This window comes from Haladaptatus paucihalophilus DX253 (assembly GCF_000376445.1).
In the GTDB taxonomy this organism is placed as follows: Archaea; Halobacteriota; Halobacteria; order Halobacteriales; family Haladaptataceae; genus Haladaptatus; species Haladaptatus paucihalophilus.
Genome location: NZ_AQXI01000002.1, coordinates 287,955 through 304,582 on the forward strand (window position 1 = coordinate 287,955; position 16,628 = coordinate 304,582).

Consider the following 16,628-nt stretch of genomic DNA (forward strand, 5'->3'; position numbering starts at 1 on the left):
CAGGTCGTCCGGAAATATTTGCGACGAACCGTGGAGAGGGTTTTGATGTCGGCAACCGCGACGGGGGACGGATGTGTCCCGCGAGCGTCACCCGTGCTCCGCATCCGACAACTACAACAGCGACGGTTCCGAACCTCCTCTATTCGATGTCCTCCAGTGACGTTCCCCGCGACGCGCTCTCCCGGTCGCTCGTAATCGCCGTGCTCGGGTTTCTCCTGAGTATCGCGGTCATCGACGAGGTTGCCGCGAGCAACGCGGCGGTCGCGCTTTCGGACGCGTCGAGTCGGACGATTGCGGTGCCACAGTGGTTGTACTTGGCGACCGGTGGTGCGGTGATCGGTGCGTCGGCCATCTTGGCGAGCGTCGTCACCGACCGTTCGTTCATCCGGTCGATGCACGACTGGCAAAAATCCGTCCCGATGTGGGTCCCGATTCGGCGAGGCGCGCTCTATCTCGCACAACTCCTCGGCGTCGCGGGGCTCGCAATCGTCATCTATCGCGGCTTCGTCGGGCCGCAAATCCCGACCGTGAACGTCGCCATCATCCTCGTGTTCGGGGGCGTCCGCGCGGGGCTGACGATGGTCGTCTATCTCGTCGGGAACGTGTGGCCCGCGCTGAACCCGTGGCGGACGATAGCGCGACGACTCCCCACGCTCGGTCGTGCGTATCCGTCCCGCGTCGGCCGGTGGCCCGCGGTCGGCGGGCTGTTGCTTCTGGTGTGGCTCGAAACGGTCATGCCGGTCAACAAGGTTCCGGCCATGCTCGCAACGGCGATTTGCGCGTACACAGTCATCACGCTCGTCGGGGCGGTCGTCTACACGCCCGAGTCGTGGTTTTCGAACGCCGACCCGGTGTCGGTCACGTTCCACTTCTACGGGCAGGTCGCCCCGCTCCGCTGGTCCGCGGACGGCGTGACGCTCCGCCCGCCCGGATTCGACCTCCGCGAGTCCGGGGCCGTCGCGACCACCGCCGACATCGCCTTCGTCGTCGCGCTCATCTGGGAACTCACGTTCAGCGGGTTCGTCACGACGGCGACCGGCGTGTCGTTCATCACCGCCGTCGTCGATGCGGGCGTTCCCCCGCTCGTGGTCTACGCGCTGCTCTTCGTTCTCGGGTACGCCCTCTTCCTCGGTGCCTTTCGGTTTGCATCCCGCGTCACTCGACGGACGGGGGAAACCTACCTTCCGCCCCGGACCATCGCCCTCCGCTTCGCACCGCCGCTGCTCGCCATCGCCGTCGGCTACCACCTCGCACACTACTTCGGGTTCTTCGTCTCGCTCCTCCCGTCGCTCGTCCCCGCGGTCGTCTCGCCGCTCTCTCCCCCGGCGAACCCGGTCGTCCTGACCCTCCCGGAGTGGTTCGGCGGCCTCGTCATCGGGTTCGTCCTCGTCGGTCACCTGCTCGCCGTCTGGGTCGCCCACTCGCAGGCGTACGCGACGTTTCCGAGCCGACTGCAAGCGATTCGGAGCCAGTACCCGTTCATCCTCGTGATGATCGCCTACACGATTATCAGCCTGTGGCTCGTCTCGCTTCCGACGGCGAGTCCGGCGTTCGTGTCGTGATCAGACCGTGAACTCCATCGGCGGCATCTCCATGAACGCCGTCTCGTACCCGTCGTGCCGGGCGAGTTGAGGCGGCGAATCGACCGAGATTCGAAGCGTGTCGCCGGACCGCACGTCCCCGACGGGAGCACCGTAGTGGGTATCGAGGGCCGCGTCGAGGGCGGGTGTGAGCGTCCCCTTCGATACCGTGGTCCCGTTTCGCAGGAGTTCCATCGAGAGGGACATCCGCGGCAACACGATGCGGTTGTACGGCGTTCTCGGCGACACCGCGAGATACGATTTCCCGTCGTCGGCGAAGCGATTCTCCCCCTCGATGACGGTCACGACGAACTTCGCGTCGCCGGACGATTTTGTCCCGACGAGCGTTCCCGGCAGCGATGCCGGTGCGGGCGCTCGACCGACCGGGACCGTCATCGACATCGGGTCGAGGGCATCGCGGCTCCCCTGCTTTTCGCCGAACTCCCGATACTCGACGTCGTATATCTGGTCCGTGTCGAATTCGAAATCGATGGTCGCCGACGCGCCGTCCGACAGTCGGGACGCGAGCGACCCGGTTCGGCGCACGCCGACCGACCCGACCCTGACAGTCGCGCTGTACGAGCCGTCGCCGTCGAGTGAAACGTTGTCCCCGTAGTGAAACCCCATATTCTGCGAAAGCATCGGCCACGGAGCCCGTTTATCGACCGTCTTCCCGCCTTTTTCGATGGTGAGTTGAACGTCCGCCGGGATGGTCGTCTCCGTTTTCGCGTCCCACGTGGAGACCATCATGTGGAGCGTGTCGTCCGGTTGCACGACGACCTTGGAGTTCGATTGGCCGGTGACGTTCCAGAACCGATGTGGGTACGAGTACATTAGCGCGAAGCGGAGGTCCCCATCCGTTCCCATCCCGTACATCTTCATTCCCTCCATGTACGCGGGATGATAGACCGCGGCGGGACGGTTTTTCACTCTCGGCGGGTCACGCCACGCGGATCGTTTTTCGAATCCGAGCGAGTCCAGACAGCCGGTGAGGAGGGACCCCCCTGCAAGTGCCGTGCCAGTTCGGAGGAACGTTCGGCGGCGCATTAGGTGGGTGTTGTGCGAGTGTTCGAATGAGGGTGTTGGTTCAGTAGTCGAACGCGGTCCCCGAATCCGCCGGAGTCACGGGACCCGAACCGACGGGCGACCAATGGGCGGACCGCTCAGCCCGGCGCGCGGAACGCCTTGAGGCGAAACTGGAGGATGATGGGTTCGAGAACGTCCTCCCGTCCGGTCCACGTGATCGTCACTTCCGTCAGTCGGTACGACGGTCCCACGGGAACCCGCCGAGCCGAGAGGCGAGCCTGCCATCCGTCTCCCTCGATTTCGGTCTCGCCACGCCGTTCGCCGCCGAGATGTTCGAGATATCCCATGGCCTGTTCGATCGTGAGGCCGCGAAACCGACGCGTGACGCGGAGAGTCCCGTCCTCAACCGTCCGTTCGACCGGTGGTATCGAATCCAAGGCCGCCTTCCGCCGCCGTGCCCACGATGGGGCTCCTGATAGGGTCATTGTGGCTCACGCTCACTAGCAGTCGGCTAGCGACGACGATAACAGTTGTTGGAATTCTCACCCGTTGCGAACGACACCAACGCGCGACCGTTAGCGGCGAGAAATACACGGGAAACCGCCCGGGAACGGGTATCACGGCTCGAAGACGGACGTCACTTTTCCACGACCCGCGCGACGGGCGCGTTGTTTTTGACGCTCTCGATACCCCGTTTGGCACCCTGTTTCGACGAGTATCCCTCGCCGCTGTCCGCGATGATGTTCCGGTTCGCGACGACGAGGCGCCAGCGCCACTCGCCCGCGCTGTCCTCGTACACCTCGAATTGGGGTTCGCTTGGCATATCCGGCGTATGTTCGACCACCAATAAAAAGGGTCGCCTTCCTGCGAAACTGATGGTCACGTCGCCGACCGTTTCAGACACGTGAAATTTAGACGACATCCGTTACGGGGAGGCCGGAACTGAAGGCGACGGCGAACGGACCGCTCACCGCGTGATATCCCTGTATCCCCGGTTATGGCCGCCTAGAAGACTTCTATCGCTCGAATTCGGATGTAACCCCGAAAACGAGTGTATCGTCGTTTCAGCGCTTCTATCGCCACAAATCGGCGTCATTGGAGTTATCACGTGTTTTTAGACCACGGGTGGAATTACAGACAGTATGAAGAAACAGCCGCTTCTCGCGATCAGCGCCGTGTTCGCCCTGACTCTGCCGTGGCTCTTCACGGGTATCATTCAGGAGGTATCCGGTCTTTCGACCATCATTGTCGTCGGGATGACCGGTCTCGCCATCGTCGGCGCTTCGTTCATGCTGGCGTGGGGTGCCGAAACGGCGGAGAAGGACGTTCCGCGGGCGTTCGCAATCGCGATTTTGGCGATTCTCGCCGTCGCGCCCGAGTACGCCGTCGACGCCTACTACGCGTGGAACGCGGGGGCGAACGGGGCGACGGCACAGGCCTGCAGTCAGCTTTCTGGGAGCGCGATAGCCACCGCCGAGCCAGGAACGCTCGCACAAGCCTGTCACGACGCGAACCTCGCCGTCGCCAACATGACCGGCGCGAACCGCATTCTCATCGGTCTCGGATGGTCCGGAATCGCGCTCTACACCATCTACCGCGCAACACGCTCCGGTGACTCGTCGGTCGTCCAGCGGCCGGGGTCGCTCACCGATGCCGTCAAAATAGATCGTAACATCTCACTCGAAATAACGTTCCTACTCGCGGCGACGGTGTACGCGTTTTTCATCCCGCTCGGAAGCGGAATCGGTATCGGTGACACGCTGATTCTGGTCGGCCTGTACGTGCTTTACATCGGCGTCATCATCAGGAACGACGTCGAGGAAGACACCGCCCACGTCGGCGTTCCCGCTTATCTTCAGTCGTTCTCGAAGTGGGGTCGGGTCGCGGCCGTGTTCGGCCTCTTCGCGTACTCCGGGTACATGATCTTCGAGGCGGTCCACCCGTTCGCCCACGGGTTGGAGACGCTCGGGACGTCGTTCGGTATCCCGGAGTTCTTCATGATCCAGTGGATTGCACCGCTGGCCTCCGAATCGCCCGAGCTAATCGTCGTCCTCTATCTGGTGAACAAGGCCCGTTCGACGGCGGGGTTCAACGCGCTCATCTCCTCGAAGCTGAACCAGTGGACGCTGCTCATCGGCACGCTCGCCGTCGTCTACAGTATCGCTTCGGGGACAGTCGGCACGCTCGCGTTCGACGAGAAGCAGGCGGCGGAGATATGGATCACCGCCGCACAGAGTTTCTTCGCGCTCGGCGTCCTCGTGAACTTCGAGATAGACGTCCGCGAGGCGCTCACGCTGTTCGTGCTGTTCGCCTCACAGGTGGTGTTGGAGTTCGGCGTGCTCCAACTCGTCTCGGAGCCAGCAGCCGCCTCGTTGAGCCTCGCCTTGCTGCACGCCTACACCGTCGTCTACGTGCTGCTCGGCGGCTGGCTGTTCGTCCGCCGCCGCGAGAACGTCCGTCGGCTCACCGGACGTACGGTCGCCACCGTTCGAAACGCGTTCACCGGGGGCACCGATACGTCCGAGCACGGGTACTGAGGGCCGAGAGCGGGGAGCGGGACGCGCCCCGAGGTTCGCCGCTCTCGGTGGATGCGTCGGCCGAACCCGTTCCAAAGGCGTGCTTGTCGGGGGAGGGTACAATTGCGGACAGAGAGGAGTGAAACTTTAGTCGTCTACGCGAAAACTGGAGGTGAGTATGTCTCGCCGCCACGAACAACGGATACCGCGCTCCAAGTGGACGCGCGACCACGCTTCTCGACTCCGCCGGACTCCTGACACCACCGCACCGATAATCTATCCCCCCGAGCGGCGGATCAGCGACGAGTATCACCTCTGGGACACCTGGTTTCTCCGCGAACGCGACGGATCCATCGCCGAAGTTGACGGCTATCGAATCGCGTTCTCGCTCTCCGCGTCGTCGTCCCTTCTTCCCGGAAAACGCCACGACGAAGCGCGTATCCGGTACTTCTACTCGACGGACGGGCGGGAGTGGACCTACGGCGGGCCGGTCTTCCCCGAGGGCGAGGCGTTCGGTTCCCGCCAGTGGGCTGGGTCCACCCTCCTCGACGACGGCACCGTGTACGCCTACTACACCGCCGCGGGCCACCGTGACGAACCAGAACTCACCTACGAACAGCGGATATGCGTCGGCGCGGGCGGTACCGTCTCGACGGACGGAGACGGCCTTCGTATCGACGGCCCGTGGGACCACTCGGTGCTTTTGGAACCGGACGGCGAGCGCTATCAGACGCAGGAGCAGTCGATGCGACAGGACGGGCCGATATACACGTTCCGCGACCCGTGGTTCTTCGAGGACCCCGAAACGGAGGAGACGTACCTCCTCTTCGAGGGAAACACGCCCATCGACGACCCCGACCCCGAGCGGACGTACAACGGCTGTATCGGCATCGCGTACTCCGAGACGGGCGACCCGGCGGACTGGGCGGTCCTCGACCCGCTCCTCGACGCCGAGCGCGTCAATCAGGAACTCGAACGGCCGCACGTCGTCGTCCGTAACGGGCGCTACTACCTTTTCACGCCGAGCCACCAGCACACGTTCGCGCCCGGTTGTAGCGGGTTCGACGCGCTCTATGGCTTCGTCGCGGACTCCCTCTTCGGTCCCTACGAACCGTTGAACGAGACGGGTCTGGTCGTCGCAAATCCCGAGAACGCCCCGTTTCAGGCGTACTCGTGGCTGGCGTTCGGGCACGGCGACGAAATCCTCGTCACGTCCTTTTTCAACTACTTCGACCTCAACGGACTCTCGCTCGACGACGTCGCCTTCCTCCCGGAGGCGGAGCAATTCCGTCGCTTCGGCGGGACGTACGCGCCGACGCTCCGCCTGCAGGTCGCGGGGAATCGAACCCGCATCTGGGGCGAACTCGGCTACGGACGGATTCCGCTCGAACGCGAGTCGCTGGCCGCACCCGACCGCGTTCGCTACCGGGCGACGGACGACGGAGACGAAGACAGCGACGGCGGCGACTACTGAATCAGTCGTCGCCCACCTCGGCCGTCGAACCGACGTCCACGGACGGGGTGGCGGAAACGTCGAGTTCCCACGCGTCGAGGGAGACGATACGGGCGTCCCCGCCCGCGGCGTAGAGCGAAACGCCGTCGGCGTCCGCGCGGGTCGGGTAGATTCGTCCCGTGAGACAGCGCCGCTCGTTTGCGAACACTTCGACGATGGACCCATCGACGAACACTCGAAGGTCGATTCGGTCGTCGCCGTCGAGCGGCATCCGTATCGGGTCGTCCGCCGTTTCCGGGTGGAGGCTCGACGTCGACCGTTCGAGGATGAGTTCGTCCCGACGAACGTGGAGCGGCGTCCGTTCTTCGCCGTCCACGGTCTCGCGGAGGACGACGCCCACCTCGTCGGCAGTCCCGAGGTCAAGGGAGAGCGAGAGTTCGAGCGACCGTCCGCGGGTCTGGAGGACTTCGCGCTGGCCGTCCGAAAGCCCGAACGACTCGAAGCCGTGGTGACCGCCCCGAAGTGACGTGACCTCGGCCGCGGGCCGCTGGCGGAGTTCGCCGTCCTCGACGCTGAGGACGCGGGGGAGCGAGAGCGCGCCCGACCATCCGGCGTCCCACTGCGCGCGCTCGCTGCGCGCTTCCTTCAGCCACCCGAACGTGAGCGGACGCCCCGAAGCGTCGTGGAGCGTCTGTGGCGCGTAAAAGTCGCCGTAATCGAGGTGGCCGAACTCCTCGCGCTCGAAGCGCCCGTCGCGGACGTCCCCGAGGAAGTACAGCACGCTCTCGTAGTTCGAGACGTGGAGGAGGGACTTCTCGCCGAGGTCGAGGAGTTCGGGACACTCCCACATGTGGCCAGCGCCCTCCCAATTCCCCGTGAGCAGTGGCCCGAGGTAGGTCCAGTCCCGAAGGTCGTCCGACCGATAGCGGAGCACCGTCCCGCCGACGCCCTCGATGCTGGAGCCGATGAGCTGATACCACGAGCCGTTTTCGCGCCAGACGCAGTGGTCGCGGAACTCCGCCTCCCAGTGGTCGGTCGAGAGGATGTCGAGTTCGACTGGCGTGTCCGTCACGACGGGGTTGGCGGGTTCTTTCGCCCAGACGTCGAGGCTATCGTCAGTGGCAGTTGCGAGACACGGGAGCTGGCGACTCCCGCGGCCGCCCGTGTAGAGGATTCGAGCGGTGCCGTCGTCGTCGACCGTACAACCCGACCAACAGCCGTCGCGGTCCGGGCCGTCGAGGTCGGGCGTGAGCGCGACCGGGTGGTCTTCCCAGTGGAGGAGGTCGTCGCTCGTCGCGTGCCCCCAATGGATGGTGTTGTGGTAGGGGCCGCCCGGATTGTACTGATAGAAGGCGTGATAGGTGCCGTTCCACTGAACGAGACCGTTTGGGTCGTTCAACCAGTTCGCGGGCGGTGCGAAGTGATAGCGCGGGCGGTCGTGGTCGCCGCGGAAGGCCGTGCGCATCGCGGCGAGGTCGGCGGCGGCCTTCGGGCGGCCGACGAGTCCGTCCTCGGCACCCGAACCGAGGAAACGCAGACAGCCCGCGAGGAGCGTCTCGCGGCCGCCATCCGCGCCGGGTGCGTCGAACTCGACGTTCGCGCCGACGCCGAGGACGGTGCCGTCGCCGGGTTTCCACTGGACGACGGACACCTCGTTTGGATGGTCGATGTCTCCCCGGTACGTTCCAGCGAGCACGTCCGCGCGTTCCGGGAGGACGTCGACGTACCGCGCATACGGCTGCGTACCGCCGTCGCCACGGGTATGGAAGCGGATGTCGTCGAAGGCCGCGACGGCGGGATGGTCGGCATACTGGGACTTCCAGAGCGGCCCAACGGCCGTTTCGACCGGTTCGGTGCCGACGGCATCCGGGGGGACCGAATCGATGTCGAGGGGTTCGACCGCGGTCAGCGCGTGGAGGGTTACCAGGAGAGTGCCACCGCGCTCGAAATAGTCGGCGAACGCGTCGGCGAACTCGGCGATAGCTGACGGGTCCAGGGGAGTGTCACGGTGCCACCAGAGAACGTCGTAGGCGTTAAAATCGCCGCCCGCACGCAAATCGGCGAACGAAACGCGTTCGACGGTTCCCAACTCGGTGGTCACCCAGTCGAACGCCGTCCGCTGTTCGAAGGAGAGATCGTCGGAGTGCAGGAACCCGATGGTCGGAGACGACGGTACCATTGACAATACATATCGGGGCACGTTATATAATGGACACGGCTTTTTCAATGCCGCGTGCCGGATATCGTGAGTCAGGGCCAGTTACTCCGCCTCGGCGTCTGAACACGAGCGAGCACGGACGCTCGTCCCGCCGTCGTTACGTTCGGTTTGCATCACGGACACCGCGAACCGTGGTCTCGACCGCTTCGAGACCGGCGTCGTGCAGTAAATCACCGACGACGACGGAATCAGCCACGCGCGCCATCTCGTACGCCGAGTCGTAGTCGTGGATGCCGCCACCGTAGAAGAGACTCGCGGCCGTGAGCGCATCTCGCGCCGCAGCGACGGCGGTCGGGTCGCCGAGCGTCCCGGAAAATTCGAGATAGACGATATCCTGGTTGAGGACGTGCTCGGCGAGGCGGGCGTAGGCGGCGATGTCGGCGATATCGAGGTCACAATTCGCTCGGGTATACGTCGCAACCGCGGACTCGGGATTTAGGACGATGTACGCCTCGGTGTACGTGCGCTCCCAATCGATACGCGCGGACGACCGAATCCACTCGTGGTGCGCTCCCGTTATCCACGTCGTGTCGCCCGCGTTCAGGACGATGGGTATCAGATAGCCGGAAAAGGCGTCGTTCGGGGGCACGGTCGGCAGATAGGTCGGTTCTACGAATACCGGAACGTCGGCGGACGAGAGCGCGTCGAGAATCGACCGGACGTTCGATTCGGTGACGTTCGTAGTGCCGCCGACGACGATGGCATCGGTCCCCGTGTCGGCGATGGCGGCGTAGGTATCCCCGTCACGAAGTGATTTGTCGGGGTCGACCTTGGTCACGTGATGCCAACGTTCCCACGGAGTCGCCATAGCACACGTAGTACGAACACACGCAAACCGTTTTCGAGGATTCGAGGAGCACTCTCCGGAGTCGAAGGTGGCCGTAACCCGCCGAACCGTTTCGTTCTCACGAAAGGGGAATTAGAGAAACGTGCGAGAGTTGAATTCGACCCGAGAATTAATTTGTCCGCGGTTGTGATTGCTTGTATGGTCACGTTTGAGGTGACGCTGCCCGACCGTATCGACAGCGACATCGACCGCCTTGTCGACCAAGGTGACTTCCTGAATCGAGAACAGGCGATAGAAGAACTCCTCTCGCTGGGAGTGTCGGCCCATGGGGTGAGCCACGAAACGGAAGACGAACTGTCCGAAGACCTGTTCACGCAAGCCGTCGACGACCAGCAGGACCCCGCTAGCTATCAAGACGAACCGCTCTAGTTTTCAGGGTAAAACCGGCTAGCGGATGCCGCGCTGACGGAACATTCTCTTCGAAACCGGCACAGCGGCCGCGGACGTAGAGGGCGGAGTGTCGAGTGTGAGCGTTCCGTGAGCAGTATGAGCAGCGGAGCAAGTATGAGCAGATGAACTGGTGAGAAAGTATGAGCAGAGGTACGCAAACTCCGTCCGCGAGCGTCGAGTCAGCGGATTTTCGAGTCTCGTCGCTCGTCCGACCGAAGAACGACGAGTCGGACACCACTCCCCCGCCCAAAGTGCCGACGAACGGTCAATTCCAGTACGGGAGAGAGCGGCTTACGGCACGATGGTACAAACGATAATTACGACGGGACGAATCCAGAACTATTGAATAATTGATATTCTATTCGCCGTCGTCTAGCGAGGGGTGGTATCATGGATGAACTACTGTCCGACAAGGTAGCGGTCATAACCGGCGGGTCGAGTGGTATCGGCCGTACGATTGCGAAAACGTTCGCCGAGGAGGGCGCCGATATCGTCGTCGCTGACGTTCGTGAAGACGCTCGCGAAGGCGGGCCGCCGACGCACGAACTGATTTCCGAGGAAACGGATTCCGAGGCGACGTACGTCGACTGCGATGTCACCGAGCCTGATGACCTGGAGGCGAGTGTCGAAGCGGCGGAACGGTACGGTGGAATCGACATCATGGTCAACAACGCGGGGATTTTCCGGGGAGAGGACTTTCTCGACGTGTCCGAACGGGAGTACGACCAACTGATGGACGTCAACGTCAAGGGAGTGTTCTTTGGGGCGCAAGCCGCCGCCAAACGGATGGTTGCAAACGGTGGCGGCAGTATCATCAACCTCTCCAGCGTCGCCGGGTTGGAGGGAACCGGGGAGTACGTCACCTACTGTACCTCGAAGGGAGCCGTTCGACTGATGACGTACGCACTCGCCGACAAACTCGGTCCGGAAGGCGTTCGCGTCAACGCGATTCATCCCGGCGTCATCGAGACGGCGATGACCACCGACGACGTTGCCATCGTCGGAACCGAAGAAGGGGAGATGTACGAGCAGATGATTCCCTCGCGTCGATTCGGCACGCCGACGGACGTCGCCAATGGCGCACTCTACCTGGCGTCCGACCTCGCGGATTACGTCACCGGGGAGTCGCTCGTTCTGGACGGAGGGCTCACGAACACCGGGTGAGGTTTTCGTGTTGGGTTTCGTTTGGTGAGGACAGGTTTCCCGCTTCCCCGAGGGAGGCGACCCGGCCAGAATCACTTCCGCTCGTGGTTTTAGGCGGTCGGAGGTCACACAGGCCGTTGTTAGTTCCCGCTCGTCTCCAGTTTGGATTCCGCCGGTGCTGATTCCACCGAGTTTACCCCCCGTTTTCCACCGCGAAGTACGTGATTGACCAAATTTCCATGTGCGCGCCGGAGGCGCTCGGAGAGCGCTTGATGGGAGATTCCTATTTCTTCGGCGAGGTCTTCTGCTTTCACCTCACGTGGCACCGAGTAGTAGCCGTGCTCGGCAGCGAGCTGAAGCGTCGTTTGCTGGCGGTCCGTTAGTCCTACTGGACTACTACTTTGGTCGGTGAGGTCGTGAATAGAAGTGACATCAAAATCGATGCCGTGTTCCAGACAGCAGTCGTTGGTGCGCGTAGCCATCATCCGATCAGCAAACAACAGACGAATATTCCAGTGGTCGTCGTGGCCCGTTGCACGGAGCACCGTCCCTTCTTGTTCTACGAGAAGACGAACCAGATGTTCGATGTGGTCGTCCCATTCGAACTGATACAGACAATCGGATTCGAACTCGGCTATGAGCCGAAAGTCGACAACGCTGTCGTCCTCAGCAAACATTGCTTCGAGCGTCGCGCGTTCAGGCGAGTCGAATCGGAGAAAGGACAGCAAGAACTCATCATTGGTGGCGGCGATTCGTTCAGCGTCAACCGTCACCGTCTCGAGTTCCGCAAGGGTATGTGCAAGCGCGAACTGGTCGCTCGGGATAATTACGTCAACGATTGAACCGGTCATGTGTCGTGGGAAGTGGGTGGGCTCGGCTCTCTATCCGTGCAAGGCGCCCGCGTGTTCGATTTTACACTCCATCGCACTCCGGACAGAAGCCATCTGTGGGAAATGATGCGAATAGACCACATACGTTCAGGCGTTGTTCATCCGCGCCGTCGTCGTTGTGCCACACATCAGACAGCGAATGACCCGGTACGGTTCACGGGAGAACTTCGCATTGTTCGGTTTGTCGCTTTCAGTGCGAATCTCGATCGAGACTTCGTGAGGCGTCTGCACCGCACAATTCTCACACGGTTCGAGATTGTCACCTCTTCTCTGGTCTGTTTTTGTCATGGTGAGTTCGTTCCATCATTTCCCGATGAATTCATCGAGCGTTCATCTGCTTGTTCTTGAACCATCCGTACCAACGGACGGATATCTTCGAAGCGTGGCCCCCGCCAAACTGTGTTCTCATCCCAGTTCCACTCGATGACATCCGCAGCGCTGAGCATCGGGAGATGAATGTGTGTCATTCGGAGTGAAAGTTGGCGTTCTCGCTCGTCGGTACTGCTCACGTCTGTGGGAACGTGGGGATGGTCGTCATCCAAATAGTCGTATTCGAGGAGGGAGAATAACAGTTGTCGGCGATGCGTATTCGCCAATATTTCGAAGAAGGTGTTCAGCGGTACCTCCTGTATAGCGGCTGCGTTTTCGCCTTCCTCCGCTCGTTCGTTTGAAATATTGCTCATGTTTCGTTCGTTTACGGATTTGTTCATGGTTCTCACACCGATTCGACCGATAACTGCTGGTGTATTACTCCCGGAGGTACCGTCGCTAGGTAAGGGTTCACTCTAATCTGTTAGGGTGATTTCTCGAGATTGATTAAGAATTCGTGAAATAAAGGATGTCATTTACGAGTTCCAAAGTAGAATGGTTTTCAGCGAACCTGAGTACGCATAGCACTGTTGACTCTTCCGGCAGAGAGTTGATAACCGTGAGTCGCTACTAGCGGGAATAATGGAACAACCGTCATTGACGGATGCGCTTCGAGAAACCCTCGCACTCTTCGATGGAAACGCGACACCTCGGACGACGAGCGAAGTCGCAGACCAGCTCAACCTCGGACAGCGAAGCACCTACACTCGACTGAAGCGCCTCGTCGAACACGATGAACTCGAAACGAAGAAAGTCGGGGCCAGCGCACGGGTCTGGTGGCGTCCGCCAACTAACGCCGACCAGGATATTCCAGACTGGCCGGCCGCCGAGTCGCTCGTCGACGATGTACTCGACGACGCCGATGTCGGAGTGTTCGTTCTTGATGAGGACTTTCAGGTGGCATGGGTCAACGACGCTACCAAACGGTACTTCGGACTCGACTATGAACGGGTTGTCGGGAAGGACAAGCGTACGCTCGTAAACGAATATATCGCCTCAACTATCACGGAGTCAAACTTGTTTGCGGAAACGGTCCTTGCGACGTACGACGACAACACGTACACGGAACAGTTCGAATGCCACGTGGAGCCCGGCGACGGACACAAGGAGCGGTGGCTCGAACATCGCAGTAAACCAATCGAGGCCGGTGCATACGCCGGCGGTCGAATCGAACTCTACTACGATGTCACCAATCAGAAGCAGACCGAGCAATCGCTTGAAGAGAGCAAGCAGCGGTATTCAAGCCTCGTCAGCAATTTACCAGGGATGGTCTATCGATGTCGAAACGAAACCGAATGGCCGATGGAGTTCGTCAGTGACGCTTGCACCGACCTGACCGGGTACGACGCCGACGCTATCGAATCCGGAACAATCAGCTGGAGCGACGATATTGTCCACCCTGACGACCGCACTCAGATCTTGGAAACTGTCCAATCTGGGCTCGATCGAAACGGACAATTCACCACCCAATATCGCATTCTGACCGCGCATGACGAAATCCGGTGGGTCTGGGAGCGCGGTCGCAGCGTCACCGACACGTCCGGCTCTTCGACACTCGAAGGAGTCATCACAGATATCACGGGGCAGAAGATAACCGAGCAGGAACTCCAAGAGAAAGAACTCGAGAACGTGTACGAGCGAATGGACGACGGGTTCGTCGCGCTCGATGAGGACCACCGGTTCACGTATGTCAATAACCGTGCGGGGGCTCTTCTAGAGCGATGTCCCAGTGAACTCGTCGGCGAGCACATCTGGGACGCGTTCGAACGGAGCTCGACAGTCAAGGCGGCAATCACGGACGTCTTCGAGAATCAGGAACCAAAGTCCCAGGAGATATTCTATGACCCACTGGAAACCTGGTTCGAAGCCCACATCTATCCCGCAGAGACGGGTATCTCGGTCTATTTCCAGGACATAACAGGTCGCAAGGAGCGACAAACAGAGGTCAAACAATATGAGCGCATCGTCGAAGCTGTTGACGACGGGATCTACGTTCTCGATAGCGACTACCGGTTCTCGATGGTAAGCAACGGTCTTACCTCGATGACAGGCTATGAGCGTGACGAACTCATTGGCGTCCATGCGCAAGCCATTTTTGGCTATGACTTCTTCGACATCGAGGAGGCAAAACTGGCTGAATCAGAGTCGAGTGATTCCAGTTTCGCAAAACTCGAAGATGAGATACATACGGCAAGTGGTTCGACGCTCACAGTCGAAAGCCGGTTCAGCCGATTCGAACTCGAAGATGGGGAGATAGGTCGTGTCGGAGTCATCCGTGACGTTACTGACCGCGTGAAACATGAACGGCAGCTCGAGAAGCTGAAGCGTCGATATCAGAAACTCGTCGACAATTTCCCGAATGGGGCGGTCGTACTATTCGACGAGGACTTACGATACCTGACAGTAGGTGGTGAAGTTTTTGAAGGGCTCGACGTTTCAGCTGATGATCTCGAAGGAGAAAGGGTACCTAAAAGCCTCCCCGCAGAACTCCGCAGAGATATTGAACCAAGGTACAGTGCTGTCTTCGACGGTGAGACGAGCGATATCGAAGTCGACTTCGGCGGTCGAATCCGACGCATCCAAGCCTTCCCTATCTACGACGAACAGGGAACAGTATTCGCAGGAATGGCAATGTCACAGGATATTACCGATCGGATCGAACGCGAACGGAGATTAAAGCGACAGCGCGAGCATCTCTCTGCACTCAACCATTTCAACGACGTTTTCCACGATATCATCGAGGCGGTTATCGAGCAATCCACCCGCGAGGAGATAGAAACGATCGTCTGTGACCGACTTACGGACACGGACAACTACCGAGTCGCATGGATTGGCGAAGTCGATAACTATACCCAGACAGTGAATGTTCGGACGGGAACGGGCGTCGAAGGATATCTCGACGACATTACGATTTCCGTCGACCCGAACGACGAACGTAGCAATGGACCCACAAGCAGAGCCATCCTCGAACGTGAGGTACAGACCACGCAGGACATCTCCACCGACTCTAGTTACGAGTCTTGGCGGGATTTCGGACAGAAGTATGGATTTCGCTCCTCCGCGGCAGTTCCGATCGTCCACGAGGAGACGCTGTACGGTATACTTACCCTCTACTCCGACCAACCAGACGCATTCACGGGCAAGAAATGTGAGATAATCGGGCAACTCGGCGAAATCACGGGGCAAGCAATCGCCGCCGTCGAGCGCAAGCAGGCACTGATGAGTAACGAAGTCGTCGAACTCGAGTTCCAACTCACCAACGTCTTCGAGACCCTCGGAATCGACGAAACAACGGATGGTCGAATCACCCTCAACCAATCCGTTCCAGCCAGCGGTGGAATGCACCTCGTATACGGCACCGTAACGACCGACGCTCGCGATGCGCTCGGTGCGTTGATTACTCAGCTCCCTCAGTGGAATTCGATGACCGTAATCGACGAAGGGGAGGACGTTTCACGCTTCGAGCTCCGACTATCCGAGCCACCCGTGCTCTCGACGGTAGCCGCACAAGGCGGCTCTGTTGACACAGCCCGGATTGAGGATGGTGACTACCACATGCGGATTCACCTCGCACCGAGCGTCGAAGTACGGGAGATAATCGAGACCGTTCAAGCCGAATATCCGGGTATGGAATTGCTCGCTCAACGGCAGGTCACGCGTACTGGTGATCCGATAGCTCAATTAGACCAGTTCCTCGAAGAGGACCTCACCGACCAACAACGAACATCGCTCAACGCGGCCTACAACTCCGGATTCTTCGAATGGCCTCGCCCAACGACTGGGGAAGATATTGCCGACTCACTCGGTATCTCGTCGCCAACCTTCCACCAGCACCTTCGAACAGCAGAGCGAAAGGTGTTCGACGCCGTCATCGAGGGCTCGATAATGACCTCGTGAGAGCCGAAATTGTAGGCACCGAGTCGGTGAGTAGCCGAAACCTGCTCCCCCGAGGGAGGCGACCCGGGCAGAAACACTTCCGCTTATCGTTGTAAGCGGAAGTGGATGAGATTTTGGCTGAAATGCTGAAACCAGTAACGAGAGGGGCTGAAAGCACCGCATTCCAATATATAAATCACATGTAGCTATATAAAATTGCAATCAGTGGGAGTTGAGACTTCACCGGGTTTAGCGGGACTGAGATTTGTGGTTTCGGCCGAATTAGTGAACAAAAACTGCTTCAGACCGACGCTCGAACG

At 60.5% G+C, this 16,628-nt stretch carries 14 protein-coding genes; 6 read left to right on the forward strand and 8 right to left on the reverse strand.

Annotation, left to right across the window (positions count from 1 at the left end; translation table 11 throughout):
- Positions 1-146 precede the first annotated feature (146 nt).
- On the forward strand, positions 147-1,562 hold the full coding sequence (locus tag B208_RS0117610) for a hypothetical protein (protein WP_007980990.1): 1,416 nt from the start codon (positions 147-149) through the stop codon (positions 1,560-1,562).
- On the opposite strand, the gene B208_RS0117615 is transcribed toward B208_RS0117610, so the two are convergent.
- From B208_RS0117615 to B208_RS0117625, 3 genes are all read right to left on the reverse strand, one after another.
- Positions 1,563-2,627 (reverse strand): iron transporter, encoded by a 1,065-nt coding sequence (locus B208_RS0117615; protein WP_007980991.1) that lies wholly within the window; start codon positions 2,625-2,627, stop codon positions 1,563-1,565.
- A gap of 116 nt (positions 2,628-2,743) precedes the next feature.
- On the reverse strand, positions 2,744-3,091 hold the full coding sequence (locus B208_RS0117620; RefSeq protein ID WP_232423854.1) for a hypothetical protein: 348 nt from the start codon (positions 3,089-3,091) through the stop codon (positions 2,744-2,746).
- Positions 3,092-3,243: 152 nt separating this feature from the next.
- Entirely contained in the window at positions 3,244-3,429 is a 186-nt protein-coding gene (locus B208_RS0117625) for an HVO_2922 family protein (protein ID WP_007980995.1), read from the reverse strand.
- A 319-nt stretch (positions 3,430-3,748) separates the two neighbouring features.
- Between B208_RS0117625 and B208_RS0117630 the strand changes: the two genes are divergently transcribed.
- Positions 3,749-5,143 (forward strand): sodium:calcium antiporter, encoded by a 1,395-nt coding sequence (locus B208_RS0117630; RefSeq protein ID WP_007980997.1) that lies wholly within the window; start codon positions 3,749-3,751, stop codon positions 5,141-5,143.
- Between the two features lie 157 nt (positions 5,144-5,300).
- Positions 5,301-6,596, forward strand: a complete 1,296-nt coding sequence (locus B208_RS0117635) for a glycoside hydrolase family 68 protein (RefSeq protein ID WP_007980999.1) — start codon at positions 5,301-5,303, stop codon at positions 6,594-6,596.
- A 1-nt stretch (position 6,597) separates the two neighbouring features.
- Here B208_RS0117635 and B208_RS0117640 read toward each other — a convergent pair whose 3' ends face one another.
- Both B208_RS0117640 and B208_RS0117645 read right to left on the reverse strand, forming a co-directional pair.
- On the reverse strand, positions 6,598-8,754 hold the full coding sequence (locus B208_RS0117640) for a GH32 C-terminal domain-containing protein (RefSeq protein ID WP_007981001.1): 2,157 nt from the start codon (positions 8,752-8,754) through the stop codon (positions 6,598-6,600).
- A 136-nt stretch (positions 8,755-8,890) separates the two neighbouring features.
- Complete coding sequence (locus B208_RS0117645; protein WP_007981003.1) at positions 8,891-9,601, reverse strand: phosphoglycerol geranylgeranyltransferase; 711 nt, start codon at positions 9,599-9,601, stop codon at positions 8,891-8,893.
- Positions 9,602-9,778: 177 nt separating this feature from the next.
- Here B208_RS0117645 and B208_RS0117650 point away from each other — a divergent pair, with 177 nt between their 5' ends.
- The gene (locus B208_RS0117650; protein WP_007981005.1) at positions 9,779-10,009 is read left to right on the forward strand and encodes a ribbon-helix-helix domain-containing protein; all 231 of its coding nucleotides are present in this window, start codon (positions 9,779-9,781) and stop codon (positions 10,007-10,009) included.
- A gap of 411 nt (positions 10,010-10,420) precedes the next feature.
- Positions 10,421-11,194 (forward strand): SDR family oxidoreductase, encoded by a 774-nt coding sequence (locus B208_RS0117655; protein ID WP_007981006.1) that lies wholly within the window; start codon positions 10,421-10,423, stop codon positions 11,192-11,194.
- A 119-nt stretch (positions 11,195-11,313) separates the two neighbouring features.
- On the opposite strand, the gene B208_RS23055 is transcribed toward B208_RS0117655, so the two are convergent.
- The 3 genes from B208_RS23055 to B208_RS0117675 form a co-directional block, all read right to left on the reverse strand.
- On the reverse strand, positions 11,314-12,024 hold the full coding sequence (locus tag B208_RS23055) for a helix-turn-helix domain-containing protein (protein ID WP_007981008.1): 711 nt from the start codon (positions 12,022-12,024) through the stop codon (positions 11,314-11,316).
- A 126-nt stretch (positions 12,025-12,150) separates the two neighbouring features.
- On the reverse strand, positions 12,151-12,351 hold the full coding sequence (locus B208_RS24775) for a DUF7835 family putative zinc beta-ribbon protein (protein WP_049805664.1): 201 nt from the start codon (positions 12,349-12,351) through the stop codon (positions 12,151-12,153).
- Positions 12,348-12,773: a hypothetical protein gene (locus B208_RS0117675; RefSeq protein WP_232423855.1), complete on the reverse strand. Its 426-nt coding sequence runs from the start codon at positions 12,771-12,773 to the stop codon at positions 12,348-12,350. The genes B208_RS24775 and B208_RS0117675 overlap by 4 nt, the downstream gene beginning before the upstream one ends.
- Before the next feature lie 241 nt (positions 12,774-13,014).
- On the opposite strand from B208_RS0117675, the gene B208_RS0117680 reads away from it, so the two are divergent.
- Entirely contained in the window at positions 13,015-16,329 is a 3,315-nt protein-coding gene (locus B208_RS0117680; RefSeq protein WP_007981014.1) for a PAS domain S-box protein, read from the forward strand.
- The last annotated feature ends 299 nt before the right edge of the window (positions 16,330-16,628 follow it).